Source organism: Paraburkholderia sp. PGU19 (assembly GCF_013426915.1).
Taxonomy (GTDB): domain Bacteria; phylum Pseudomonadota; class Gammaproteobacteria; order Burkholderiales; family Burkholderiaceae; genus Paraburkholderia.
Window position 1 is genome coordinate 790269 of the sequence record NZ_AP023179.1, and the last position, 24036, is coordinate 814304.

24 protein-coding genes are annotated in these 24036 nt (G+C 61.9%); 11 read left to right on the top strand and 13 right to left on the bottom strand.

The genetic code is table 11. From position 1 onward, the window contains the following. Positions 1 to 187: 187 nt before the first annotated feature. From H1204_RS03565 to nadC, 3 genes are all read left to right on the top strand, one after another. Complete coding sequence (locus H1204_RS03565) at positions 188 to 1384, top strand: acyl-CoA desaturase (RefSeq protein WP_042310548.1); 1197 nt, start codon at positions 188 to 190, stop codon at positions 1382 to 1384. Positions 1385 to 1501: 117 nt separating this feature from the next. Then, on the top strand, positions 1502 to 2632 hold the full coding sequence (gene nadA / locus H1204_RS03570) for a quinolinate synthase NadA (RefSeq protein ID WP_180729850.1): 1131 nt from the start codon (positions 1502 to 1504) through the stop codon (positions 2630 to 2632). Next, the gene (gene nadC / locus H1204_RS03575; protein WP_180729851.1) at positions 2632 to 3534 is read left to right on the top strand and encodes a carboxylating nicotinate-nucleotide diphosphorylase; all 903 of its coding nucleotides are present in this window, start codon (positions 2632 to 2634) and stop codon (positions 3532 to 3534) included. The genes nadA and nadC overlap by 1 nt, the downstream gene beginning before the upstream one ends. An 83-nt stretch (positions 3535 to 3617) precedes the next feature. Here the strand turns inward: nadC and nadB are convergent, their stop codons facing one another. The 4 genes from nadB to radC form a co-directional block, all read right to left on the bottom strand. Continuing rightward, entirely contained in the window at positions 3618 to 5216 is a 1599-nt protein-coding gene (gene nadB, locus H1204_RS03580) for an L-aspartate oxidase (protein WP_180729852.1), read from the bottom strand. Between the two features lie 234 nt (positions 5217 to 5450). Then, complete coding sequence (rpmG, locus tag H1204_RS03585) at positions 5451 to 5618, bottom strand: 50S ribosomal protein L33 (protein WP_007586229.1); 168 nt, start codon at positions 5616 to 5618, stop codon at positions 5451 to 5453. 10 nt (positions 5619 to 5628) lie between these two features. Next, complete coding sequence (gene rpmB, locus H1204_RS03590; RefSeq protein ID WP_007586227.1) at positions 5629 to 5862, bottom strand: 50S ribosomal protein L28; 234 nt, start codon at positions 5860 to 5862, stop codon at positions 5629 to 5631. Positions 5863 to 6120: 258 nt separating this feature from the next. After that, a complete protein-coding gene (gene radC, locus H1204_RS03595; RefSeq protein ID WP_180729853.1) occupies positions 6121 to 6849 on the bottom strand; it encodes a DNA repair protein RadC in 729 nt (242 codons plus the stop codon). Positions 6850 to 7038: 189 nt separating this feature from the next. Here radC and H1204_RS03600 point away from each other — a divergent pair, with 189 nt between their 5' ends. The 7 genes from H1204_RS03600 (at position 7039) to H1204_RS03630 (ending at position 14076) form a co-directional block, all read left to right on the top strand. After that, on the top strand, positions 7039 to 7494 hold the full coding sequence (locus H1204_RS03600; RefSeq protein ID WP_035987541.1) for a peptidylprolyl isomerase: 456 nt from the start codon (positions 7039 to 7041) through the stop codon (positions 7492 to 7494). 2 nt (positions 7495 to 7496) lie between these two features. Next, positions 7497 to 8456 (top strand): 4-hydroxy-3-methylbut-2-enyl diphosphate reductase, encoded by a 960-nt coding sequence (gene ispH, locus H1204_RS03605; RefSeq protein WP_180729854.1) that lies wholly within the window; start codon positions 7497 to 7499, stop codon positions 8454 to 8456. 540 nt (positions 8457 to 8996) lie between these two features. Further along, positions 8997 to 10199: a branched-chain amino acid ABC transporter substrate-binding protein gene (locus H1204_RS03610; protein WP_180729855.1), complete on the top strand. Its 1203-nt coding sequence runs from the start codon at positions 8997 to 8999 to the stop codon at positions 10197 to 10199. A gap of 227 nt (positions 10200 to 10426) precedes the next feature. Next, positions 10427 to 11377, top strand: a complete 951-nt coding sequence (locus H1204_RS03615; protein ID WP_180729856.1) for a branched-chain amino acid ABC transporter permease — start codon at positions 10427 to 10429, stop codon at positions 11375 to 11377. An 18-nt stretch (positions 11378 to 11395) separates the two neighbouring features. After that, entirely contained in the window at positions 11396 to 12565 is a 1170-nt protein-coding gene (locus H1204_RS03620) for an ABC transporter ATP-binding protein (RefSeq protein WP_180729857.1), read from the top strand. 18 nt (positions 12566 to 12583) lie between these two features. Beyond that, entirely contained in the window at positions 12584 to 13360 is a 777-nt protein-coding gene (locus H1204_RS03625) for an ABC transporter ATP-binding protein (protein ID WP_007586207.1), read from the top strand. After that, a complete protein-coding gene (locus H1204_RS03630; RefSeq protein WP_012400004.1) occupies positions 13360 to 14076 on the top strand; it encodes an ABC transporter ATP-binding protein in 717 nt (238 codons plus the stop codon). The genes H1204_RS03625 and H1204_RS03630 overlap by 1 nt, the downstream gene beginning before the upstream one ends. Before the next feature lie 327 nt (positions 14077 to 14403). On the opposite strand, the gene H1204_RS03635 is transcribed toward H1204_RS03630, so the two are convergent. The 3 genes from H1204_RS03635 to H1204_RS03645 all read right to left on the bottom strand — a co-directional run bounded on the left by H1204_RS03635 (position 14404) and on the right by H1204_RS03645 (position 17405). Next, the gene (locus H1204_RS03635) at positions 14404 to 14856 is read right to left on the bottom strand and encodes a GNAT family acetyltransferase (protein ID WP_180729858.1); all 453 of its coding nucleotides are present in this window, start codon (positions 14854 to 14856) and stop codon (positions 14404 to 14406) included. Next, entirely contained in the window at positions 14853 to 16037 is a 1185-nt protein-coding gene (locus H1204_RS03640; protein WP_042310471.1) for an acetylornithine transaminase, read from the bottom strand. Before H1204_RS03640 ends, H1204_RS03635 begins: the two co-directional genes overlap by 4 nt. Before the next feature lie 336 nt (positions 16038 to 16373). Then, a complete protein-coding gene (locus H1204_RS03645; RefSeq protein WP_180729859.1) occupies positions 16374 to 17405 on the bottom strand; it encodes a CDP-6-deoxy-delta-3,4-glucoseen reductase in 1032 nt (343 codons plus the stop codon). Between the two features lie 74 nt (positions 17406 to 17479). Here H1204_RS03645 and H1204_RS03650 point away from each other — a divergent pair, with 74 nt between their 5' ends. Next, positions 17480 to 18532: an NAD-dependent epimerase/dehydratase family protein gene (locus H1204_RS03650; protein WP_180729860.1), complete on the top strand. Its 1053-nt coding sequence runs from the start codon at positions 17480 to 17482 to the stop codon at positions 18530 to 18532. 15 nt (positions 18533 to 18547) lie between these two features. Here the strand turns inward: H1204_RS03650 and H1204_RS03655 are convergent, their stop codons facing one another. From H1204_RS03655 to H1204_RS03680, 6 genes are all read right to left on the bottom strand, one after another. Beyond that, positions 18548 to 18736 carry a hypothetical protein gene (locus H1204_RS03655; protein ID WP_180729861.1) on the bottom strand — a complete coding sequence of 63 codons (189 nt, stop codon included), beginning with the start codon at positions 18734 to 18736 and terminating at the stop codon, positions 18548 to 18550. Positions 18737 to 18900: 164 nt separating this feature from the next. After that, positions 18901 to 19605: a 16S rRNA pseudouridine(516) synthase gene (locus H1204_RS03660; RefSeq protein WP_180729862.1), complete on the bottom strand. Its 705-nt coding sequence runs from the start codon at positions 19603 to 19605 to the stop codon at positions 18901 to 18903. A gap of 135 nt (positions 19606 to 19740) precedes the next feature. Beyond that, complete coding sequence (locus tag H1204_RS03665; RefSeq protein WP_180729863.1) at positions 19741 to 20562, bottom strand: glycine betaine/L-proline ABC transporter ATP-binding protein; 822 nt, start codon at positions 20560 to 20562, stop codon at positions 19741 to 19743. Positions 20563 to 20576: 14 nt separating this feature from the next. Next, on the bottom strand, positions 20577 to 21566 hold the full coding sequence (locus tag H1204_RS03670; protein ID WP_180729864.1) for a proline/glycine betaine ABC transporter permease: 990 nt from the start codon (positions 21564 to 21566) through the stop codon (positions 20577 to 20579). Between the two features lie 41 nt (positions 21567 to 21607). Then, entirely contained in the window at positions 21608 to 22645 is a 1038-nt protein-coding gene (locus H1204_RS03675; protein ID WP_180729865.1) for an ABC transporter substrate-binding protein, read from the bottom strand. Positions 22646 to 22708: 63 nt separating this feature from the next. Next, on the bottom strand, positions 22709 to 23884 hold the full coding sequence (locus tag H1204_RS03680) for a mandelate racemase/muconate lactonizing enzyme family protein (protein WP_180729866.1): 1176 nt from the start codon (positions 23882 to 23884) through the stop codon (positions 22709 to 22711). Positions 23885 to 24036: the final 152 nt, after the last annotated feature.

The window sequence follows — 24036 nt, forward strand, 5'->3', positions numbered from 1 at the left end:
TATTTACGCGGATTTCGACCCTTTATCAGCGGCAACCGGTTGATGCAGCACAACAATTTCCTTATTTGTTACAGATACTTGGAACGGTTCGCGTAGAATATCGTCGTAAATAACTCGTTGCTTTCACTTTCTTGACATCCGCCGTTGTATCCTTCTGCGAATGTCTTCCGTTCCTAGGTAAATGGCCTTGTTGAATTCCTTGCTTGATTTCCTTGCCCACGGCGCACTGCGTTTCTCGTGGTGGCAAATCGTGTTGTGGACGCTCGCCGTCACGCACGTCACGATCATTGGCGTCACTGTCTATCTGCACCGCTGCCAGGCGCACCGCGCGCTGGATCTGCATCCCGTTGCCGCCCACTTCTTCCGCTTCTGGCTGTGGATGACCACGGGCATGCTGACGGGTCAATGGGCTGCGATTCACCGCAAGCACCACGCGAAGTGCGAGACGGAAGAAGATCCGCACAGCCCGCAGACGCGCGGCATCTGGAAGGTGCTGCTCGAAGGTGCAGAGCTGTATCGCACCGAAGCGAAGAACGAAGAAACGATGCGCAAGTTCAGCCACGGCACGCCGAATGACTGGATCGAGCGCAACGTCTACACGAAGTACCCGATCCTCGGCGTGAGCATCATGATGGTCGTCGACGTCGCGCTGTTCGGCATCGTCGGTCTGAGCGTGTGGGCCGTGCAGATGATCTGGATTCCGTTCTGGGCGGCGGGCGTCGTCAACGGTCTCGGACACTTCTGGGGTTATCGCAACTTCAACTCGTCGGATGCGAGCACGAATCTGATCCCGTGGGGCATCATCATCGGCGGCGAAGAACTGCACAACAATCACCACACGTACGCGACGTCCGCGAAGCTGTCGAACAAGTGGTACGAGTTCGATATCGGCTGGATGTATATCCGCATCATGTCGGCGTTCCGTCTGGCCAAGGTGAAGAAGATCGCACCGACGCCGCGTCTGACCACGGGCAAGCTCGTGCTGGATCAGGACACCCTGCAAGCCGTGCTCGCGAACCGCTATGAAGTGATGGCGACTTACGCGAAGGCGATCAAGCGCGCTTACCGTCAGGAACTGGCACATCTGAAGGAAGTGGGCGCGCGCGAAAAGTATCAAGTTATGCGCGGCGCGCGTGGCTGGTTCCACAAGGAAGAGGCGGGTCTGGACGAGCCGCAGCGTCGTCAGTTGCCGCAGATTTTCGCCAACAGTCAAAAATTGCGCACCTATATCGAGTTGCGCAATGAACTCGCTGCGATGTGGGAGCGTTCTAACGCATCGCGCGAACAGCTGCTGGTGCAATTGCAAGATTGGTGTCATCGCGCTGAACAAAGCGGCATCAAGGCCTTGCAGGAATTTGCGATGCGCCTGCGGCGCTATGCCTGATACGCGACGAAATCTATTAAACTTTCGTTACGTCACAAAACCCCGCGTTGGCGGGGTTTTTCTTTTTGGGCCGCCGAAATGGCAGTCGGCGGCGGAATCAGCAGGGCAGAGGAGATCATGAATCAGGCGATCAGGAGCGTCGAGTACGACCGTCCGCAAGGCGCAGCGTGCGGTGTTGGCCAAGCTTGGGCGAAGGTGCCCGACGCACCGTCGACGCAGGAGCGGCTCGCGCTGAAGGAGCGTATTCGCGGCTTGCTCAGGCGTGAAAAGGCGGTGCTCGTCGCGCACTACTACGTCGATCCGGAACTGCAGGAACTCGCGGATGAGACAGGCGGTTGCGTGGCCGATTCGCTTGAAATGGCGCGCTTCGGACGCGATCACGACGCGCAGACGCTGGTCGTAGCCGGCGTGCGATTCATGGGCGAAACCGCGAAGATTCTCAGCCCGAACAAGCGCATTCTGATGCCCGATCTGGACGCGACCTGTTCGCTCGATCTAGGCTGTCCTGTCGACGAGTTTTCCGCTTTCTGCGATGCGCATCCGGACCGCACTGTCGTCGTCTACGCCAATACGAGTGCCGCGGTGAAGGCGCGAGCCGACTGGATGGTGACGTCGTCGATCGGACTGGAAATCGTCGCTGATCTTCACGCTCGCGGCGAAAAGATCATCTGGGCGCCGGACCGCCATCTAGGCAGCTATATCCAGAAGAAGACGGGCGCCGACATGCTGCTGTGGCAAGGCTCGTGTCTGGTGCATGACGAATTCAAGGGCGTCGAGCTCGATCTGTTGCGCGCCGAATATCCGGACGCGAAAGTGCTCGTGCATCCGGAGTCGCCGGAAAGCGTGGTTGCGCAGGCAGATGTGGTCGGCTCGACGACGCAACTGATCGACGCGGCGAAGAACAGCAACGCGACGCACTTCATTGTCGCGACGGACCTCGGTATCTTGCACAAGATGCGGCTCGCGGCGCCTGGCAAGACCTTCATCGAAGCGCCCACGGCCGGCAACAGCGCGACGTGCAAGAGCTGCGCGCATTGCCCGTGGATGGCGATGAACGGCTTGCGCAATCTCGCGGATGTGCTGGAGCGCGGCCACAACGAAATCTTTGTCGACCCGTCGCTCGGCGAGCGCGCCCGTCTGCCGATCGACCGGATGCTCGATTTCGCCGCGCGTCACAAGAAGCGCGTACAGGCGAGTGGCGATCTCGCACGCGATATGGCGCTGTTCTCTAACGTTGGAGCCGCTTGATGGGCGCGAATGACCAACTGGAGTTGAAGGACGCGGTATCGCCGCTCTTCGCGGAAATCGCGGCGCAGTACGGTGAAGCGTTTGCTGCCGCGATCGCGCGCAACGTCAGCGATGCGCTTGCGGAAGACGTCGGCAGTGGCGATTTGACGGGCCTGCTCGTGCCCGCCGATGAAATGCGCGATGCGCGCATCATCGTGCGCGAGGCGGCTGTGCTGTGCGGTGTGCCGTGGTTCAACGAAGTGATGCGACGCGTCGATCCACGCATCGAAGTGCAATGGCGTTATCGCGAAGGCGACAGCATGTCGGCGGATTCCGTGGTATGCACGCTGCGCGGCCCGGCGCGCTCGCTGCTGACGGCTGAACGCAACGGCCTCAACTTCCTGCAGATGCTGTCCGGCGTGGCGAGCGCGACGCGCAAGTTCGCTGATGCGATCGCGCATACCCGCGCACGCGTGCTCGATACGCGCAAGACACTCCCCGGCCTGCGTCTCGCGCAGAAGTACGCGGTGCGCGTCGGCGGCGGCGCGAACCAGCGTCTCGCGCTCTACGACGGCATTCTGATCAAGGAGAATCACATCGCGGCGGCGGGCGGCGTCGGCGCGGCGATGCAGGCGGCGCTCGCGCTGAATGCAGGCGTGTCGATCCAGATCGAAGTCGAAACGCTCGAACAACTGGAATCCGCGCTCGCCCATGGCGCGCAGTCGATTCTGCTCGACAACTTCTCGTTCGACATGATGCGTGACGCCGTGCGCATCACGGCAGGACGCGCGGTGCTCGAAGTGTCGGGCGGCGTGAACTTCGACACGATCCGGCAGATTGCCGAGACGGGCGTCGATCGCGTGTCGGTTGGGTCGTTGACCAAGGACGTGCGGGCAACGGATTTCTCGATGCGTATCGTTTGATACGCGGCGGTTAAACGACTCAAGCAAAAGGCCATCGCCAGTCATTCAGACTGGCGATGGCTTTTTTTTTGCGCACGCGACGGCTACACGTTGCGATTCGGCACGCGCTCCGGCGAAAGCACGGTGGGCAGCGCCTTGGGCAGCGCGTTCGGCCAGTCGCGGCTGTAGTGCAGCCCGCGGCTCTCGCGCCGCGAACGCGCGCCTTCGACGATCAGCGACGCCACATCGACCAGATTGCGCAGTTCGAGCAAATCGCGGCTCACCTTGAAGTTCGCGTAGTACTCATGGATTTCGTCGCGCAGCAACGTCAGCCGGTGTTTCGCGCGCGCGAGCCGCTTGTCCGTGCGTACGATGCCGACGTAATTCCACATCAGGCGGCGCAGTTCGTCCCAGTTGTGCGCGACGACCACTTCTTCGTCGGGATCGGACACGCGGCTCTCGTCCCAATCGGGTAGCGGCGCATGCACGGCCGCGCCGAAGCCTTCTTCTTCGATCGCTTGCGCAGCCGAGCGGCCGATTACGAGGCACTCCAGCAGCGAATTGCTCGCGAGCCGGTTCGCGCCGTGCAGGCCGGTGCACGACGTTTCACCGACAGCGTAAAGCCCGGCCAGATCCGTGCGCCCGGCGAGATCTGTGACGACGCCGCCGCACGTGTAGTGCGCCGCGGGCACGACGGGAATCGGCTCTTTCGTGATGTCGATACCGAACTCGAGGCAGCGCGCAAGAATGGTCGGGAAGTGTTCGCGCAGGAATTCCGGTGGTTGATGGCTGATGTCGAGATACACGCAGTCGATACCGCGCTTTTTGATCTCGAAGTCGATCGCGCGCGCGACGATATCGCGTGGCGCCAGTTCTGCACGTTCGTCGTGAGCAGGCATGAAGCGGGTGCCGTCGGGCAGCTTAAGAATGCCGCCTTCTCCTCTCACAGCCTCTGAGATCAGGAAGGACTTGGCATAAGGGTGAAACAGACAGGTTGGATGAAACTGGATGAACTCCATGTTCGACACGCGACAACCGGCCCGCCAGGCCATTGCAATGCCGTCTCCCGTCGCGGTGTCGGGGTTCGTCGTGTACAGATAGACCTTGCCTGCGCCGCCCGTAGCGAGCACGGTATGTGGCGCCTCGATGGTGACGGTGCGGCCGCTTGCGAGATCGAGCGCGTACAGGCCGTGACAGCGGCGTCCCGGCAGGCCGAGGCGGTCCGAGGTGATCAGGTCGATCGCGTAGTGGTCTTCGAGCAGCGTGATGTTCGGATGCTGCCGCACGCGCTCGCTCAGCGTCGCGACGACGGCGTGGCCCGTCGCATCGGCGGCGTGGATGATGCGCCGATGGCTGTGGCCGCCTTCGCGCGTCAGGTGGAAGCCGAGTTCCGCAGCGTCGTCCTTGGTGAACGGCACGCCCTGGTCGATCAGCCACTGGATCGCCTCGCGGCCATGCTCGACGATGAAGCGCGTCGCGGCTTCATCGCACAAGCCGCCGCCGGCGATCAACGTGTCGTCGACGTGATTCTCGACGCTATCGGCCGAATCGAGCACGGCGGCGATGCCGCCTTGCGCCCAGTCGCTGGCGCCATCCGTCAGCGAACGCTTGGCGATCACGGCGACGCGCCGCGTCTGCGCGAGATTCAGCGCGACACTCAATCCGGCCAGTCCGCTGCCGACAATCGCTACATCGAAATTCATCTCCTCTCTCCGTCGTATTGCGCGGCCGGTGCGGCATGCGCCGCCAAGACCGTTCGATTGGGAAACCGAACAGCATACGCGTTGAGACCGCCGAGGAAAAGCTGACCGCACGGCGTAGGCTATTGCGCGCGCCGGAAGAGGAAAGGATTACGAACAGGGCCGGTCCAATGCCGGTGACCAGAAAACAAAAAGCCCCGCAAAGTGCGGGGCTTTTTCGGCAGGAAGAAGACCAGATTACTTGATCTTCGTTTCCTTGTACGCCACATGCTTGCGGACGACGGGATCGAACTTCATGATCTCCATCTTTTCCGGCATGTTGCGCTTGTTCTTCGTGGTCGTGTAGAAGTGACCCGTACCAGCGGTCGATTCCAGCTTGATCTTGTCGCGTGCGCCCTTGGCCATGATTTACTCCTTAGGCTTCGCCACGTGCGCGCAGGTCAGCGAGCACCGTGTCGATACCGTTCTTGTCGATCAGGCGCAGGCCCGCGTTCGAAACGCGCAGGCGCACCCAACGGTTTTCGCTTTCAACCCAGAAACGGCGGTTCTGCAGGTTCGGGAGAAAACGACGCTTGGTCTTGTTGTTCGCGTGGGAAACGTTGTTGCCGCTCATCGGCGCTTTCCCAGTTACTTGGCATACGCGTGCCATGAGAGCACTCCTAATACGCTAATTCTGAGTTCGGAACGCCGTGAAGTTTCCCGGGAAAACATAAGAACCAAGCCGTAGCCGACTTAGTCTCTCGCTTTCCGGAAAGGCCTTGAGGCTTCGGAACAGGGGTTGGAAAGAGGCAAACCGAAATTCTAGCAGAAAAAAAGCCGAAATATCAAACCTTATTTGCGACGGGGAGGACAGATGCGCAACGCTATCGCCCGCGCCTTTCCCCCTGTGTGCTCATTGCGCTACGACTCATGGCCAGCCGGCGCGGGCGAACGAAAACGTCTCGTTCACGCCGATTACCAGATGGTCGATCAGTTGCACGTCGATCAGTGCGAGGGTGTCGCGCAGCACGCGCGTGAGCTGGCGGTCGCTGGCGCTCGGCTTGACGGCGCCGGACGGGTGATTATGCGCGACGATCAGGCTTGCCGCATTGACCGACAGCGTGCGCCGAACGATCTCGCGCGGGTACACGGCCATGCGCGTGAGCGAACCGCGCGAGTTTTCTTCGGAGCGGATCAACCGGTGCCGCGTGTCGAGAAAGAGGCAGATGAACACCTCGTAAGGCCGCGAGCCGATCAACAGCCGCAAATAGTCCTCGACGGCTTCGGGAGAATCGATCAGCGGACGCTCGCGCATCTTTTCCACGAGCGCGCGCCGCGCCATCTCCATGATCGCCAGCAGTTGAGCGCGCTTGGCGGGCCCTACGCCGCGCACGCCGTCGAAGTCTTCGGGCGTCGCATCGAGCATCGCGCGCAACGAACCGAAACGCTCCAGCAGCGAGCGCACGACATCGAAGACATTGTGGCCGGGCAGCCCGGAGCCGAGCACGAGCGCAACGAGTTCGGTTTCGGAGAGCGCTGCCGGACCGGCCTCGAGCAGCCGCTCGCGCGGCATGTCGCGCGTCGGCCACGTGGGCTGCGGACGGCGTATCGGAGGTTTTTCTGCCGCAGGGCGCGGCATGACTATCGTATCGTTCATGGCAATGTCCTTCGAAATTCAGATGACGCGGCGACGACGCGCCGCGCAGCAACGTTCCAGCCGGCTCGGGATATGTGGCTTACAATAGATCCTTTGCGCACGGCGCCCCCGGCATGGCTCGGGCACGCCATGCGCGCGACCCGCGCCGCTGCGTTTGTGCGCCGCGCGCCACGACCGAACGAGTACCGCATGAGCATCATCGACATCTCCGAAGTGAAACCCGGTTCGCACGTCACACTTCACTACCGGCTTTCGCTCGCCGATGGCGCCGAGATCGTCAGCACCTTTAACGACAAACCCGCTACGCTGCTGCTGGGCGCGGGCCAGTTGGCGCCGCCGCTGGAAGACATTCTGCTGGGATTGAAGGTGGGCCACCATTCGACCTTTCAGCTAGAGCCGGGTCAGGGTTTCGGCCCGCGCAACCCGGAGCTGATCCAGCGCGTGTCGCTGGCCACGTTGCGCGAAAACGCGATGATCGGCGAGGATTTTTCTCCCGGCGATCTCGTCGAATTCAATGCGCCGGGCGGCGGTCGCTACGCTGGCGTGCTGAAGGAAGTGGGTGAAACCTCGGCTCTCTTCGATTTCAACCATCCGCTCGCCGGCCAGGCGCTGACGTTCGAAGTCAAAATCATCGGGATCCTGTAAATATGAGCATCACGGACACGACTCTCGCCGAAGCTGAAATCCTGCTCGCGCAGCCGCGCGGATTCTGCGCCGGCGTCGATCGGGCGATCGAGATCGTCGAACGCGCCATCAAGCTGTACGGTTCGCCGATCTACGTGCGTCACGAAATCGTTCATAACGCGTATGTCGTCGAAGACCTGCGCAAGAAGGGCGCGATCTTCATCGAGCAACTGGAAGAAGTGCCGTCGGGCAGTACGGTGATCTTCAGCGCGCACGGCGTTTCGAAGGCCGTGCGGGCCGAAGCCGACGAGCGCGGCCTGCGCGTGTACGACGCGACCTGTCCGCTCGTCACCAAGGTGCACATCGAAGTCGCGAAGATGCGCGCCGAAGGCTTCGACATCATCATGATCGGCCACAAGGGTCACCCCGAAGTGGAAGGCACGATGGGACAGACGGCCGAGGGCATGTATCTCGTCGAAGATATCGAGGACGTGCAGGCGCTGCAGCTCGCCGACCCCGACCGCATCGCGTACGTGACACAAACCACGCTGTCCGTGGATGACGCCGCGCAGATCATTGCCGCGCTGAAGGCGAAGTACCCCAACGTCAAGGAACCGAAGAAGCAGGACATCTGCTACGCGACGCAAAACCGCCAGGACGCCGTCAAGTTCATGGCCCCTCAGTGCGATGTGGTGATCGTCGTCGGCAGCCCGAACAGCTCGAACTCCAACCGGCTGCGCGAACTGGCCGAAAAGCTCGGCGTACCTTCGTATATGGTTGACTCGCCGGATCAGATCGATCCCGCGTGGGTCGCCGACAAGCGCCGCATCGGCGTGACGGCGGGCGCGTCGGCGCCGGAAGCGCTGGCTCAGGCCGTGATCGGCCGTCTGCGCGATCTGGGCGTGCGCAATGTGCGCGCGCTGGAAGGCATCGAGGAAAACATCGCGTTTCCGTTGCCGCGCGGGCTCGGTTTGCCCGCCTGAAGACCCTGTCCCCAACCAAAAAAGCGCGCCGCGGGCGCGCTTTTTTGTTGCCTTCGCACATTCGAAATCGTCATAGAAACGGTGCCACATCACCGAAAAACAAACCAGGGACGGTGTCGAGGCGAACATTCTTTTTGTTTTTCGGGGCGTAATTTGGGTGCATGAGGCCGATCGCGCCCCGTTTTTCACCAGACAATTGCGTTGGTCCGCGGACCAGCGCACAAATACGGTGCATTTGAGGATTAACATAATACTGAGACGGATAGATGTGCCGAAGTCCGCAGCATCGGGCTCGCAGCGAAATCTCTGCAACATCTGATGCTGCAAGCCGTCAGCAGTGGTGCAACTGATGCACGAAAAACTGGCGCAACCAGGTTGCGATGATCGGCTGGTGAGGGCCTCGCAGCACGGTTGCAATGCAGGAAAACCCTGCGCCTCCAACAATATTGCCCGTCGCAAAATTGGAGTTACAATGCGCGCGTTCTCAGGGCTCAAGCGCCTCGGAACGCCAGATTTAGCAAGGCGCAGGAGACCTATTTAATGCGAGTCAAGTTTGCTTGTGCCGTGTCCATCGCGGCCGCGGTTGCGATGTTGACCGCGTGCAGCAAAAAGAACGAAGGCGAAGCGGACAAGAGTGCGTCGGCAGCGGTGGCAGTGTCGGCGGCTAGCGCAAGCGAAGTGACTGTCGTGAAGATCGGTCATGCGGCCCCATTGACGGGCGGCATTGCACATCTGGGTAAGGACAATGAAAACGGGGCGCGTCTCGCTATTGAAGAGATCAACGCGCAGGGATTGACCATCGACGGCCGCAAGATCCAGCTGCAACTCGACGCGCAGGACGATGCGGGCGATCCGAAAACGGGCACGCAGGTCGCGCAGAAGCTGGTGGACGATCATGTAGTTGCCGTAGTCGGGCACCTGAATTCGGGTGTGTCGATTCCGGCCTCGAAGATATATAGCGACGCGGGCATTGTGCAGATATCGCCATCCTCGACGAATCCGGCCTATACGCAGCAAGGCTTCAAGACGACCTACCGGGTCGTCGCGACCGATGCGCAGCAAGGTCCGGCGCTGGCGAACTACGCGACGAAGTCACTCGGCGCGAAGCGGATCGCCGTGGTCGACGACGCGACTGCGTATGGCAAGGGTCTTGCTGACGAATTCGCGAAGACGGCGGAAGCGGGCGGCGCAAAGATCGTCGCGCGCGAGGCGACCAATGACCGGGCCACGGATTTCCGGGCCATCCTCACAAAGATTAAAAGTGCCCAGCCGGACGCCATCATGTTCGGCGGCATGGATGCAACGGGCGGGCCGTTCACGAAACAGGCAGCGGCGCTCGGAATCAGGGCAAAAATCCTTGGCGGCGACGGCGTGTGCACCGACAAGGTGGGGGAACTGGCGGGCAGTGCCGTTCAGAACCTCGTGTGTTCGGAAGCAGGACTTGCGCTTTCGAAGATGGAAAGGGGAGCGGACTTCGAAAAGAAGTACGACGCACGCTTCCACACGCCGGTGCAGATTTACGCGCCGTTCACGTATGACGCTGTATACGTGATCGTCGATGCAATGAAGCGTGCCAATTCGATCGAGCCGCCCAAGGTGCTCGCTGCGATGCCCTCGACTGACTACACAGGTGTAATCGGTCACATCGCATTCGACAACAAGGGCGACCTGAAAGAAGGCGCGATTACGCTTTATGACTTCAAGGACGGCAAGAAAGCGGTCCTCGACGTCGTGAAGATGTAATGACGGGACGTACAGCCTGACGGCACCGGACCATCCGACGGTGCCGTTTTTGCATCCGCGTCGAGCGCGCGGGCCGCTGCAACCCAGTGGCTACAGACGCTCGACGAAGATAACCCTTACCGGTCTTTTACATCAGTACCCGCAGTGCCGTTGCGATTTGCGTGAAGCATCCGTGCCAACCGCAGATGAAGAGCGCGAATCCAGTCGCACGGGCTAAGGAGCATTAAATGGATATTTTCATCCAGCAGGTTCTCAACGGACTGGTGCTTGGCAGCGTCTACGCCATCATCGCACTGGGCTACACGATGGTGTACGGCATTCTCGGCATCATCAACTTTGCGCACGGCGACGTGCTGATGGTGGGCGCGATGGTCGCGCTCTCGGCCATCGGCGTGTTGCAGAACCACTTCCCCGGTCTCGGCAACATACCGACGCTGTGCATCGCGCTGGTCATAGCGGCCGTCGTCTGCGCGGTGGTGGGCTACACGATCGAGCGGGTTGCGTACCGGCCGCTGCGCAAGGCGCCGCGCCTCGCCCCGCTGATCACCGCGATCGGCGTGTCGATCCTGCTGCAGACGCTCGCGATGATGATCTGGTCGCGCAACCCGCTGCCGTTCCCGCAGCTCCTGCCGACCGATCCGCTGAACGTGATCAAGGCCACCGATACGACGCCGGGCGCCGTGATCTCGATGACTGAAATCGTGATCATCGTCGTTGCGGTCCTCGTGATGGCAGGCCTGCTGCTCCTCGTGCACAAGACGAAGCTCGGCCGCGCGATGCGCGCGATCGCCGAGAACCCGGGCGTTGCCTCGCTGATGGGCGTGAACCCGAACTTCGTGATCTCGGCGACCTTCATGATCGGCTCGGCGCTCGCAGCGCTGGCGGGCGTGATGATCGCGTCGGAATACGGCAACGCGCACTTCTATATGGGCTTCATTCCCGGCCTCAAGGCATTTACGGCGGCGGTGCTCGGCGGTATCGGCAACCTCGGGGGCGCAATGGTCGGCGGCGTGATTCTCGGTCTGATCGAACAGCTGGGTGCCGGCTACATCGGCAACCTCACGGGTGGCGTGTTCGGCAGTAACTATCAGGACGTGTTCGCGTTCATCGTGCTGATCATCGTGCTGGTGTTCCGTCCGTCGGGCCTGCTTGGCGAACGTGTCGCGGATCGTGCCTAAGGGAAAGGAGCAAACACAATGACCTCAATTCAACCGATCGAGCCGTCCACGACGCTCATCCCTGAACGGAATATGACGAAGACGCTGGTGGTGGGCATCATCACCGCCGTGTTCGTGATCGCCGCGCCGATGATCATCGGGACCGCTGGCGGCAACTACTGGGTCCGCGTTCTGGACTTCGCGATGCTGTATGTGATGCTCGCGCTAGGCCTGAACGTAGTGGTCGGCTTCGCCGGCCTGCTGGACCTGGGCTACATCGCGTTCTACGCGGTGGGCGCGTACACGGCCGCATTGTTGAGTTCGCCGCACCTGTCGTCGCAATTCGAATGGATCGCGCATCTCGCGCCGGGCGGGCTGCACGTGCCGTTCTGGATCATCGTGCCGTGCGCAATGGCAGTCGCTGCGTTCTTCGGTGTGATTCTCGGTGCGCCGACGCTGCGTCTGCGTGGCGACTACCTTGCCATTGTGACGTTGGGCTTCGGGGAAATCGTCCGGATCTTCCTGAACAACCTCGATCGTCCGGCCAACATCACCAACGGTCCGAAGGGCATCACGGGCATCGACCCGATCCACGTCGGCGACTTCAGTCTCTCGCAGACGCACTCGCTGTTCGGCCTGACGTTCCCGTCGGTGTACTCGTACTACTACGTGTTCGTGCTGTGCGCGCTGTTCGTGATCTGGGTGTGTACGCGTCTGCAGCACTCGCGCATCGGCCGCGCCTGGGCCGCCATCCGCGAAGACGAAATTGCCGCGAAGGCGATGGGCATCAACACCCGTGACGTGAAGCTGCTTGCGTTCGCGATGGGCGCGTCGTTTGGCGGCCTGTCGGGCTCGATGTTCGGCATGTTCCAGGGCTTCGTGTCGCCGGAATCGTTCACGCTGCCGGAATCGATCGTCGTGCTGGCGGCCGTGGTGCTGGGCGGCATGGGCCACATTCCGGGCGTGATTCTCGGCGCGGTGCTGCTCGCCGTGCTGCCGGAGTTCCTGCGCTCCACGATGGGTCCGCTGCAACACCTGATCTTCGGTCACGAAGTCGTCGACACGGAAGTGATCCGTCAGCTCGTCTACGCACTCGCGATGGTGCTGATCATGCTGTACCGCTCGGAAGGCCTGTGGCCGTCACCGAAGCACGAGGACAAGATCGCGAAGATTGCCAAGCGCAGCAACAAGAAGCCGGTGCGTGCTTAAGGACAGGGAGCAGAGAACATGAGTGACAAGCAAATCCGTCTGTCCGTGAAGGGCGTGAACAAGCGCTTTGGTGGCTTGCAGGCGCTGTCGGACGTGGGCCTTCAGATCGAGGAAGGCACGATCTACGGTCTGATCGGCCCGAACGGCGCTGGCAAGACCACGTTCTTCAACGTGATTACTGGTCTCTACACGCCGGACTCGGGCGAATTCAAGCTCGACGGCACGCCGTACACGCCGACGGCTGTGTATCAGGTGGCGAAGGCAGGCATTGCGCGGACGTTCCAGAACATCCGTCTGTTCGGCGGCATGACTGCGCTGGAAAACGTGATGGTCGGCCGCCACGTGCGCACGAAGCACGGTCTGCTGGGCGCTGTGTTCCAGACACCGGCTGAGCGCAAGGAAGAGCGCGAGATCAAGGAACGCGCGCTGGAACTGCTCGAATACGTCGGCGTGCTGCAATACGCGGACTACACGTCGCGCAACCTGTCGTACGGTCACCAGCGCCGTCTGGAAATCGCCCGCGCACTGGCGACCGATCCGAAGCTGCTCGCACTGGACGAACCGGCTGCCGGCATGAACGCAACGGAGAAGGTCGAGCTGACGAAACTGCTCGACAAGATCCGCGCGGACGGCAAGACGATCCTGCTGATCGAGCACGACGTGAAACTGGTGATGGGCCTGTGCAACCGGATGACAGTGCTCGACTATGGCAAGGTGATCGCTGAAGGTCTGCCGCACGACGTGCAGAAGGACCCGAAGGTGATCGAGGCTTATCTGGGTGCGGGGGTCCACTGATGGCTACGGCAATGTTGAAAATCAAGGGCCTGCAGGTCAACTACGGCGGCATTCAGGCCGTCAAGGGTGTTGACCTGGAGATCGCGCAGGGCGAACTCGTCACGCTGATCGGCGCCAATGGCGCGGGCAAGACGACGACCATGAAGGCTATTACTGGCCTGAAGCCTTATTCGGCTGGTGATATCGAGTACATGGGCCAGTCGATCAAGGGCGTGCCGCCGCATGAGCTTTTGAAGCGCGGCCTCGCGATGGTGCCGGAAGGGCGCGGGATCTTCGCGCGCATGTCGATCGTCGAGAACATGCAGATGGGTGCTTATCTGCGTAGCGATACGGAAGGCATCAAGAAGGACGTCGAGCGGATGTTCGGGTTCTTTCCGCGTCTGAAGGAACGTGCGACGCAGTTGGCCGGTACGTTGTCTGGCGGTGAACAGCAGATGCTGGCGATGGCGCGTGCCGTTATCTCGAAGCCGAAGCTGCTGCTGCTCGACGAGCCGTCGATGGGTCTGTCGCCGATCATGGTCGAGAAGATCTTTGAAGTCGTGCGCGAGATTTCCAAGGAAGGCATCACTGTCATGCTGGTTGAGCAGAATGCTCGGCTTGCACTGCAGGCCGCGGATCGCGGGTATGTGATGGATTCCGGGACGGTCACCATGTCTGGCGACGCCAAGCAGATGCTTGATGATCCTAAGGTGCGGGCCGCGTATCTCGGCGAGTGATTCTCGCGGTTGGGTTTTTCTTTTTAAAGGGCTGCACGTTCAGGCGTGTGGCCTTTTTTGTTTTGTCGGGTTTTTTGGTTTTTGGCTTCGCCTTTGCGCTGGCATTGGCGTTTTGGCATCACGGTGCGGCCGGTTTGGTGTTTTGGCGTTTTCGCTGGCATCCGCGATTTGTTATCTAGCTTCACGCGTCGCCCCGCACAGGGGCGACGCGTGAAGCACGCTAACGAATCGCGGATGCCAGCGAAAACACCAGCAACCCAACCCAACCGTACCACGAAGCCAAAACGCGAAAATGCCAGCGCAAAGGCTAAGCCAAAAAAACCAAAACTACGCCACTGCCCCCAACCGCTTCCCAAGACTAATCACAGCATCAGCAACATACCCAAGCGACTCATAAAAAGCCTGCACATCCGCTTTAGCGCTAAGCACTTGCAGATTCACCTTAGGACACCCGCGCGCGGCAAGCGCCGCTTCAGCATACCGCACGAGCAAAGTCCCAATCCCAAGGCGCCTCGACGCCGCCTCGACAGCAAGCGAATACAGCCAGCCCCGATGCCCATCATACCCAGCCATCACAGTTCCAACGATGCCCCCATCCTTCACGGCAACGAAGAACAGTTCAGGCTGCGTCGCAAGCTTGTTAGCGATCGACAGATGCGGATCACGCTGCGGCCGGCTCGCATCCTTATACTCAGGAAACGCTTCGAGCCACAGCGCAATCACGGCATCCGTATCGGCCGCATCAAACACGCGGATCGACAGGGAAGCCGCGCCAATCACAGCGTATCCAGAATCGACCGCAGCATGGCCATCATCTGATCGATCTCTTCCGTCGTCACATTCAAAGCGGGCATGAAACGCAGCAAATTGGGACGCGCGGCATTGAGCAACAACCCATCCGGCTGCATCAAACGCGCCTTCTCGACGATCTGGTTGCCGATATCCTTCCCAAGCAGCAATGCACGCAGCAGACCTTCGCCACGCTCGCCCTCGAAGCCGCGCTCGGCAGACAGTTCGAGCAGCTTCGTACGCAGATATTCGCCGCGCGCCTTCACGCCATCGAGAAAGCCAGGCGCCGTCAACTGCGAGATCACCGAATAGCCGGCTGCCGTCATCAACGGATTGCCGTTGTACGTGCCGCCCTGGTCGCCCGCTTCGAACACCTCGACATGCTTCTTGCACAACAGCGCACCAAGTGGCACGCCGCTGCCGATGCCCTTCGCCAGCGTCATCACGTCCGGCTCGATACCCGAGAGCTCATAGGCGAACAGCGTGCCCGCACGGCCGCAGCCGCTCTGCACTTCATCGACGATCAACAGCAGGTTGTGCTTCTTCGTCAGCTCGCGCAGCTGCTGCATGAACTCGCGCGACGCCGGAAGCACACCGCCTTCGCCCTGAATCGGTTCGAGCATCACGGCGACGGTCTTGTCGGTGATCAGCTTTTCGACCGACGCGATGTCGTTCAGATCAGCCTTCGGAAAGCCCGGCACCTGCGGCGCATAGATCGTGTCCCAGCCCGGCTTGCCGCTCGCTGACATTGTCGCGATCGTGCGGCCGTGGAAGCTGTGATCGAACGTGATGATTTCGTACGCTCCATTCTTGAACTTCTTGCCGTACTTGCGCGCGAGCTTGATCGCGCCTTCATTCGCTTCGGCGCCGCTGTTCGTGAAGAACACCTTGTCGAAGCAGCTATGCTGCGTGAGCAGGCCCGCGAGCTTCGCCATCGGTTCGTTGTAGAACGCGGGCGACGGGTTGATCAGCGTGCGCGCCTGTTGCGTGAGCGCTTCGATCACGCCGTCGTTGCAATGGCCGAGGCTGTTGACGGCCCAGCCCTGAATGAAATCCAGATATCGCTTGCCGGTGTTGTCGTAGAGCCACGAGCCCTTGCCGTGCGTGAAAACGATTTCGGGCCGGTTCGTGATGTACATCAGCGAATCGATCGGATACTCATTGAAGTTCATGGCTACAGGCTCCAGGCAAACAGGGATGAAAAACCGCCTCGGACAACATGGCCCAGCAACGGAAAGAAAAAAGCGCGACAGGTAAGGCAGAAATACAAAAAGCCACGGCATGCCGTGGCTTTCATGATTCGAACTGCTTGCGCGTTGTTCGCGCGAATCCGTGACGAAGCCAGCGGCGCCCCTAAGGGAGCAGCGAGCGGCGACGTCGAAGTTCGGACTGGATGCGGTTCATGCGCGAAAGAATACGACAATGCCGGCGCCCGTGTAAACCTGCAATTTGCATGTTTTTACGCACTGCCGGCCGTTTCTCAGAGCTGAAGCGTGCTTGCGCAACGATCAGACGGGGTTCGCGAGATCGGCTGCGCTCGTGAACGAATCCGCGTAGAACTCGTCTTCCGGCAGGCGATGATGCTGCGTGAAATCGCGCTGTGCCGACTCGACCATCACAGGTGCGCCGCACGCATACACCTGATACGCCGACAAGTCTGGCAGATCTTCGATGACGGCCCGATGAACGAAGCCCACGCGGCCCGTCCATGCGTCGTCCGCATCCGGTTCCGAGAGAACCGGCACGAACTTGAAGTTCGGAATCTCGCGCGCCCATTGCTCGGCAAGTTCCATCATGTACAGGTCTTTCTTGCGGCGCGCGCCCCAATAGAGTGTCATCGGACGCGTGATGTTCTTGAACACGGCATGCTCGACGATCGCCTTCAGCGGCGCGAAGCCCGTGCCCGACGCGAGCAGCACGATCGGCTTGTCCGACTCTTCGCGCAGGAAGAACGTGCCGAGCGGCGCCTCGAAGCGCAGGATGTCGCGCTCCTTCATCGTGTTGAAGACGTGATCCGTGAACGCGCCGCCCGGCATGTGGCGGATATGCAGTTCGACGGGACCGTCCGCATGCGGCGCGCTCGCCATCGAATAGCTGCGGCGCTTGCCGTCCTTCAGGATGAATTCGAGGTACTGGCCCGCCATATATTGCAGGCGCTCATTCGCGGGCAGTTGCAGCTTCAGCACGACGACGTCGTCGGCCTTGCGCTCGATCGCGTTCACGCGGCACGGCAGCTTCTTGATCTGCACGTCGCCGATGCCCGTCACTTCGCGGATGTCGATCTCGAGGTCCGTGCACGCAGTTGCGCAACACAACAGCGCCAGGCCGCGTGTCTTCTCGTCGTTCGACAGCGCCGACGACGAATGCGCGCGCTGCTCGACCTCGCCGCCGACGACCGCGCCCTTGCACGAGCCGCATGCGCCGTTCTTGCAGCCGTACGGCAGGCCGATGCCCTGGCGAAGGGCGGCTGTCAGCACGGGTTCATCGGGTTCCACCTGAAACTGCCGGCCGCTTTGCCGGAGCGTTACGTTGAATGCCATAAGTCGTTCAGTCTTCGAATACAGAAAGTCGGTAACCAATGCGTGTCGTGGATCGCGGCTACAATGCGTCCACGATGAAAGCGACACGAAAATTGCGCAGACCGCGCGTGCTGATCGTCGGTTGCGGCGATGTCGGCATGCGCTGCGTGCGGCAACTGCAGGGACGCGCGCGTCTTTATGCGCTCACCAGCCACGCGGAGCGCCGCGACGAACTGCGCGCGGCGGGCGTCACGCCCATCGTCGGCGATCTCGACGTGCGCGCGAGCCTTGCTCGTCTTGCCCATCTCGCGCCGACTGTCCTGCATCTCGCGCCTCCGCAACGAACAGGCGAGGCCGACACGCGCACGCGCGCGCTGATCGCCACGCTGACTGCGCCGCGTGTCCGGCGTGCCCGTCATCTTGCGACGGGGCGCCTGCGGCGCGCACAGCACGGCATTCGTGCACGCAAAACATCCAGTATTGTACCCGACGGGGGGTACCCGGCTTCGCGGGCCGGGCATCGGCCGAGCCGGCGTTCGCGTGTCGTCTATGCGAGCACGACCGGCGTCTACGGCGACTGCGGCGGCGCGTGGCTCGACGAAACGCGTCCTGTCGCGCCCGCCAACGAGCGCGCGAAGCGCCGCGTGTCGGCGGAGACGCAATTGCGGCGCGCGGCTGCGCGGCGTGTGATCACGGCGAGCATCGCACGTATCCCGGGCATCTACGCGGGCAACCGGCTGCCGCTCGCGCGGCTGGAAAAACGCACCCCGGCGCTCGTCGATGCCGACGACGTCTACACCAATCACATCCACGCCGACGATCTCGCCGCGATCCTGCTGCGCATGTCGACGCACGGTCGTCCGTCACGCGTGATCCACGCATCCGACGACACGACGCTGAAAATGGGTGAGTACTTCGACCGCGTGGCGGACGCATTCGGCATCGAGCGTGCGCCGCGTATCGCGCGCGACGAAGCGGAACAGCAGCTCGGCGAGATGATGCTGTCGTTCATGCGCGAGTCGCGGCGGCTCGTCAACACGCGTCTGAAGCGCGAGTTGCGCTTCAGACTGCGCTATCCGAGCGTCGACGACCTTCTCGACACGGTCGCGAGCCATAGCCGCACGCAACCGCGCACAGACAAGCCGTGACGGAAAGCGCAGCGATCAGGTGAGGGCAGGTAGCGCTTCCAGCAACAGGAAGCAGCAGAACGCGCCGATCAGCGCGGCGAGCAGATTCGGCTCGTACCTGTGCCGACGATGCATGACGGCCAGCACGCCGCCAATCAGCAAAAGTCCGAGCGCGATGAACGCGATCATCGCGTATGAAACCGGCAGGTTGCCGTAAATGACCATGGCGCCTCCTTGCCAGCTTTGTAATCGTTGTTGATCCGAGTATAGGACGGGCGTTCGGAGCAAGCATGCTGCGTCGCAGCGCTCTGCAAGGTTTTTGTAGCGGTTTTGTTCGGAATCCCACGTAGTCTCAATGACTTGAAACGATGCGGGCGGGCATTGATCGTTTACCCGTTCCGTAGTGCGCCCAGGTCGGCTTCATCGAGCCATTGCCACGCGCCTTCGGCCAGCGAAGCGGGCAACGCCAGCCCGCCGACCCGCTCGCGATGCAGCGCCTCCACACGGTTGCCCGCCGCCGCGACCATCCGCTTCACCTGATGGTATTTGCCTTCCAGCACGGTGAGTTCCAGCGCGTGGTCACCGCGCGCATGAGCGGCGACGGCCGCGATCGGCTTCGCTTCGCCGTGCAGCAGCACGCCTTCGCGCAACGCGGCGAGTTGCGCGTCGTCGAGTGGATGACGGGTCGTCGCGAGATAGATCTTCGGCACCTTGCGTTTCGGCGACGTGTACGCGTGAACGAACTGGCCATCGTCGGAGAGCAGCAGCAGGCCCGTCGTGTCCTGATCGAGCCGTCCAACGCACTGGACGCCGCGCGTCGCGAACTGCGCGGGCAACAGATTGAACACGCTCAGATGATGCTGCGGGTCGCGCGAGCATTCATATCCCGCAGGCTTGTTGAGCGCGATGTAAGCGCGCTCCCGGTAAGGCCACGCCGTGCCGTCGACTTCGAACGCCAGCGCATTCGTATCGACGTTGGCGTCGGGATCGGCGAGCGTCGTGCCGCCGACCGACACGCGGCCATCCGCGATCATCGCGCGGCACTGGCGGCGCGAACCGAAACCTTGGGAAAAGAGAACGCTTTCGAGATTCATTGGAGCGGGCAGAAGGGCACAGACGACTAGCGATGCATCAAACGTCGACGGCGTCCTTCGTGATGAAGGACGCCGTCATCGCCTGCATTTTACCCGCCGCCTTGCGTTGCTCCGCCCGTGTCAGCGCAAGAGCGCTTAGTGCGCGCCCGAGCGCCGCTCGACGAACCGCGCAACGTAGTCGTCGGCGGGCTTCGTGAGGATTTCGTTCGGCGTGCCTTCCTGCACCAGCGTGCCGTCGCGCAGAATCGCGATGCGGTTGCCGATGCGCAGCGCTTCGTCCAGATCGTGCGTGATGAACACGATGGTCTTGTTGAGCGTCGCTTGCAGTTGCAGAAGCTGGTCCTGCATTTCCGTGCGGATCAGCGGATCGAGCGCGGAGAACGCTTCATCCATCAGCAGCACGTCGGTATCGGCGGCGAGCGCGCGTGCGAGACCCACGCGCTGACGCATGCCACCCGACAGTTCATCCGGATAGTGATCGCCGTACCCGTCGAGCCCGACCTTGCCGAGCCACATGCGCGCCTTCTCGTTCGCTTCCGCCTTGCTTTCGCCGCGCGTGCGCAGCGCATACGCGGTGTTGTCGAGCACGGTCTGATGCGGCAGCAGGCCGAAGTTCTGGAACACCATGCTCACCTTGTAGCGGCGCAGCTCGCGCAGCCCATGCGGATCGAGCTTGATGACGTCCGAACCGTCGATCACGATCTCGCCCGCCGTCGGCTCGATCAGCCGGTTGAAGTGGCGCACGAGCGTCGATTTGCCCGAGCCCGACAGCCCCATGATCACGTAGATTTCACCCGAGCCGATATGCAGGCTCACGTTGTTCAGGCCGACGTTGCAGCCCGTTTGTACGAGTACTTCGGCCTTGCTCCTGCCGCTTTTCAAAAGTTCGAGCACGCGCCGATGACCGGCTTCCGGGCCAAAGAGCTTGTACACGTTCTTCACTTCGATCGATGACATGTCCGTGCCCTCCGTCAATCCGCCGTGCGGGTTTCGAGGCCGCTCTGCGTTGCGTTTTCGTTGCCCGTTGCCGTTGCTTCGTCGTCACGCGGGGCGCCTGCATTCCGATACGGCACGCGTGACGCCGCCTTCGCCCTGCGGCGCTGCGCGACGAGCTTGCGCGTGCGGCGGTCCTGCCCGTAGCCCTGGCTGATACGGTCGATCACGATGGCCAGAATCACGATCGCGATGCCCGCCTGCATGCCCTTGCCGATATCGAGCGTCTGGATGCCGGCGAGCACGTCTTCGCCGAGTCCGCGCGAACCGATCATCGACGCGATCACGACCATCGACAGCGCCATCATCGTCGTCTGGTTGATACCCGCCATGATGCTGGGCCGCGCGAGCGGCAACTGCACGTTGACGAGCAACTGCCAGCGCGTCGTACCGAACGCGCGCGCCGCTTCGACGACATCCGCATCCACATGCCGGATGCCGAGATCGGTCAGGCGGATCAGCGGCGGCAGCGCGTAGATGATCGTCGCGAGAATCGCGGGCACCTTGCCGAGGCCGAACAGCATCAGCACGGGGATCAGATACACGAAACTCGGCAGCGTCTGCATGATGTCGAGCACGGGCAGCAGCACGCGCCGCATCCACGGGCTGCGCGACGCCCAGATGCCGAGCGGCACGCCGAGCACGACGGACAGGACGGTCGCGACCAGCATCAGCGCGAGCGTCTGCATCAGCTTGTCCCACAGACCGAAGCAGCCGATCACATACAGCAGCAGCACGAAGAAGCCCGCGATGCCGATGCGCCGCGTCGCGTTCAGCGTCAGCAGTCCGACGGCGATCAGGATCGCCCATGGCGGTGTCGCGCGCAGCACGCCTTCAAGTGGGACCAGCACGTAGCGCAAGAGCGCGGTGCTGAAGTCGTGAAAGCTGTCGCCGTACGCGGCGACGAACGATTGCACATGGTCGTTCACCCAGTCGGCAATCGACAGATGCAGAAAGATCGAATTCATGTTGAAACCCTCCGGTGCGTCATGACGCGTCGGTGTCGAGATCAGGTCGCCAGCGCGGCTTGAACCTTTTGCGCGACGTCGGTCGGCACCCATGCCTTCCACATGTCCGGGTGATCGCGCAGGAACTGTTTCGCCATCGTCGGGCCGTCGATTTTCTTGCTCGTCATTTCGAGGATGGTCTTGTTGAGGAAGTCCATCGGGAAGCTGACCTTCGAATAGGTGTCCATCAACTGCGGCTCGGCCTGATAGAACGGCGTCGATACGCCAACCTTCAGATGCGACACGAGATACGACGACGCGCATTGCGATGTGCTGTTATCCGCGCGCAGTGTGTCCCAGCACTTCTGGTTGAACGCAGGCATCTTCAGCTGGACGAACTTGTACTTCGCCATCAGCGCTGCGGGTTCCCAGTAGTAGAAAAGGATAGGCTTGCCGCGCTGATACGCCGATTCGATTGCGGCATCGAGCGCCGCGCCCGTGCCGGGGCGGAAGTCGGTGTACGAATCGTCGAGATTCAGCGTCTTCAACAGACGCCGGTTCACGCGCTCGCAGTCCCAGCCCGACGGGCAGTTGAGGAAGCGGCCTTTGCCCGGCTCTTCGTCGTCTTCGAACACGCCTTTGTACTTCGGCAGATCGGTCACGGACACGAGGTTCGGCGCGACGGGTTTGATGTTGCGCTTCGCGTCACCCTTCACCACGTACTCGGGCACGAACCAGCCTTCATTCGTGCCGCCCGGCAGCGTGTCGCCGAGCAGCTTCACGTGGCCGTCGGCGACCGCTTTCGCGATGATCTCCGAGCGGCCCGTCCACTGTTCGGACCACACTTGCAGATCGTCGCGCGACAGCGCCGTTTCCGTTGCGGCCGTGTTGCCGGGAATCGTGTCCGTCTTGCAGCCGTAGCCTTTTTCGGTGATGAAGCGCAGCACTTCCGACGTGAACGAGCCGCTTTCCCACGTGACGCCCGCAAAGCGCACGGGTTTCCCCGCCGAGCACCAGGTGCCGGCGTGAGCGGCGGCGGGCCATAACGCGCTGGCGGCGAGCGCGACCGTGGCGGCGCGCATCAGGGATCTGATCTGCATGGTGTGTCTCCGATTGTGATTGGATAGTTGGCGCTGTCGTCGAGCGCCTTTCGGGCCGAGGCGTCAGCCGTATGTGCTACTGGAACTGAGCGTCGCGGCGAGGATGTCTTCGTCGATCGAAAGACCGAGGCCCGGCGAATCGGACAGCGTGATCCAGCCTTCGCTGTCGATATCGATCGGGTTCTTCAGCATGAAGTCGCGGCGCTCGATCGACCATTCGGGCGGGTCGTACGGAAATTCGATGAACGGCGCGCTCGCGGCGCCCGCCGTCAGATGCAGGTTCGCGGCGAGGCCGATGCCGTTGCCCCACGTGTGCGGCGTGAAAACCTTGCCGTGCGCCTCGACGGCTTGCGCGAGCTTGCGCAGCCCTTCCATGCCGAGCGAGCACGCGACGTCCGGCTGGAACACATCGAGGCAATCGCCTGCGAGCAGTTGATCGAACTCGTAGCGCTCGCGCGTCATCTCGCCGCCGGCGATGCGCAATGCCGGCGATACCGCCTCGCGCAGCCGCGCCATGCCGTCGTAATCGCCGCGATGCAGCGGCTCTTCCATCCAGTAGACGCGGTGTTTTTCCAGTTGGCGGGCGACGGCGAGCGCTTCGTCGAAAGTCCACGGCGCGGCCGTGTCCCACGGCATGCGCCAGCCCTGATTGCAATCGACCATCAGTTCGAGCCGGTCGGCGACGGCTTCGCGCACGGCGGCGAGCACAGCGAAATCGTCTTGCAGTTGCGGACGTCCGAAGCGGATCTTGAGCGCCGGAAAGCCGCGTTCGGCGACATGCAGCGCCATGCGGGCCATCTCGTCGGGGCGGCGGTGCACGCCGCTCGATGCGTACGCGCGAATCCGGTTGCTGCGTCCGCCGGCCATCCGCCAGCACGCTTCGCCGCGGATTTTCCCGGCGAGATCCCACAGCGCGATATCGAGCGGCCACGGACGGCCAGCGTGAAAACCGATGTTGTCGAGCACGGCGCTGTGGCGCGCGAGGTCGAGCGGATCGGTGCCGATGAACAGATGCTGATAGTCGGCGAAGCCGTACATCGCGTCGCCGGAGCCGATGCCGACGCGGCCGGCGTCGTCGTGAACGCGCACGATCGTCGCGGGAAATTTGCGGCGCGGCTGGCTATCCCAAGAGGCGGGGAAGGGCGGGTCGAGCACCAGTTGATGGTGCGTTACTTCGATCCGGGTGATGCGGGCCGTTTGCGCGGTCCGGCTCACGGCCTCGCTTGTTTCAGGATCCATCAGGCGTCTCCTCCTGAATTGATGCAGTGCGGCATTCAATGTGATGCGCAATGCGTTTCGAATGGGATAAGAATGACGCCATGCTATGAAGGTGACGCAGGCAACTCAATCGCTTCAATTAAAGTAAATGACTGCATCCAATTTTGGGATAT

Coding starts and splice junctions, on each gene's coding strand:
- nadB (WP_180729852.1), bottom strand. CDS start 5,216: ATGAATTTCGATGTAGCGATTGTCGGCAGCGGACTGGCCGGATTGAGT.
- H1204_RS03600 (WP_035987541.1), top strand. CDS start 7,039: ATGAGCATCATCGACATCTCCGAAGTGAAACCCGGTTCGCACGTCACA.
- H1204_RS03655 (WP_180729861.1), bottom strand. CDS start 18,736: ATGGTCATTTACGGCAACCTGCCGGTTTCATACGCGATGATCGCGTTC.
- nadA (WP_180729850.1), top strand. CDS start 1,502: ATGAATCAGGCGATCAGGAGCGTCGAGTACGACCGTCCGCAAGGCGCA.
- H1204_RS03630 (WP_012400004.1), top strand. CDS start 13,360: ATGGCTACGGCAATGTTGAAAATCAAGGGCCTGCAGGTCAACTACGGC.
- H1204_RS03620 (WP_180729857.1), top strand. CDS start 11,396: ATGACCTCAATTCAACCGATCGAGCCGTCCACGACGCTCATCCCTGAA.
- H1204_RS03675 (WP_180729865.1), bottom strand. CDS start 22,645: ATGCAGATCAGATCCCTGATGCGCGCCGCCACGGTCGCGCTCGCCGCC.
- H1204_RS03610 (WP_180729855.1), top strand. CDS start 8,997: ATGCGAGTCAAGTTTGCTTGTGCCGTGTCCATCGCGGCCGCGGTTGCG.
- H1204_RS03670 (WP_180729864.1), bottom strand. CDS start 21,566: ATGAATTCGATCTTTCTGCATCTGTCGATTGCCGACTGGGTGAACGAC.
- H1204_RS03665 (WP_180729863.1), bottom strand. CDS start 20,562: ATGTCATCGATCGAAGTGAAGAACGTGTACAAGCTCTTTGGCCCGGAA.
- H1204_RS03615 (WP_180729856.1), top strand. CDS start 10,427: ATGGATATTTTCATCCAGCAGGTTCTCAACGGACTGGTGCTTGGCAGC.
- rpmB (WP_007586227.1), bottom strand. CDS start 5,862: ATGGCACGCGTATGCCAAGTAACTGGGAAAGCGCCGATGAGCGGCAAC.
- H1204_RS03640 (WP_042310471.1), bottom strand. CDS start 16,037: ATGAACTTCAATGAGTATCCGATCGATTCGCTGATGTACATCACGAAC.
- ispH (WP_180729854.1), top strand. CDS start 7,497: ATGAGCATCACGGACACGACTCTCGCCGAAGCTGAAATCCTGCTCGCG.
- H1204_RS03680 (WP_180729866.1), bottom strand. CDS start 23,884: ATGGATCCTGAAACAAGCGAGGCCGTGAGCCGGACCGCGCAAACGGCC.
- H1204_RS03660 (WP_180729862.1), bottom strand. CDS start 19,605: ATGAATCTCGAAAGCGTTCTCTTTTCCCAAGGTTTCGGTTCGCGCCGC.
- H1204_RS03650 (WP_180729860.1), top strand. CDS start 17,480: ATGAAAGCGACACGAAAATTGCGCAGACCGCGCGTGCTGATCGTCGGT.
- nadC (WP_180729851.1), top strand. CDS start 2,632: ATGGGCGCGAATGACCAACTGGAGTTGAAGGACGCGGTATCGCCGCTC.
- H1204_RS03625 (WP_007586207.1), top strand. CDS start 12,584: ATGAGTGACAAGCAAATCCGTCTGTCCGTGAAGGGCGTGAACAAGCGC.
- radC (WP_180729853.1), bottom strand. CDS start 6,849: ATGAACGATACGATAGTCATGCCGCGCCCTGCGGCAGAAAAACCTCCG.
- H1204_RS03645 (WP_180729859.1), bottom strand. CDS start 17,405: ATGGCATTCAACGTAACGCTCCGGCAAAGCGGCCGGCAGTTTCAGGTG.
- rpmG (WP_007586229.1), bottom strand. CDS start 5,618: ATGGCCAAGGGCGCACGCGACAAGATCAAGCTGGAATCGACCGCTGGT.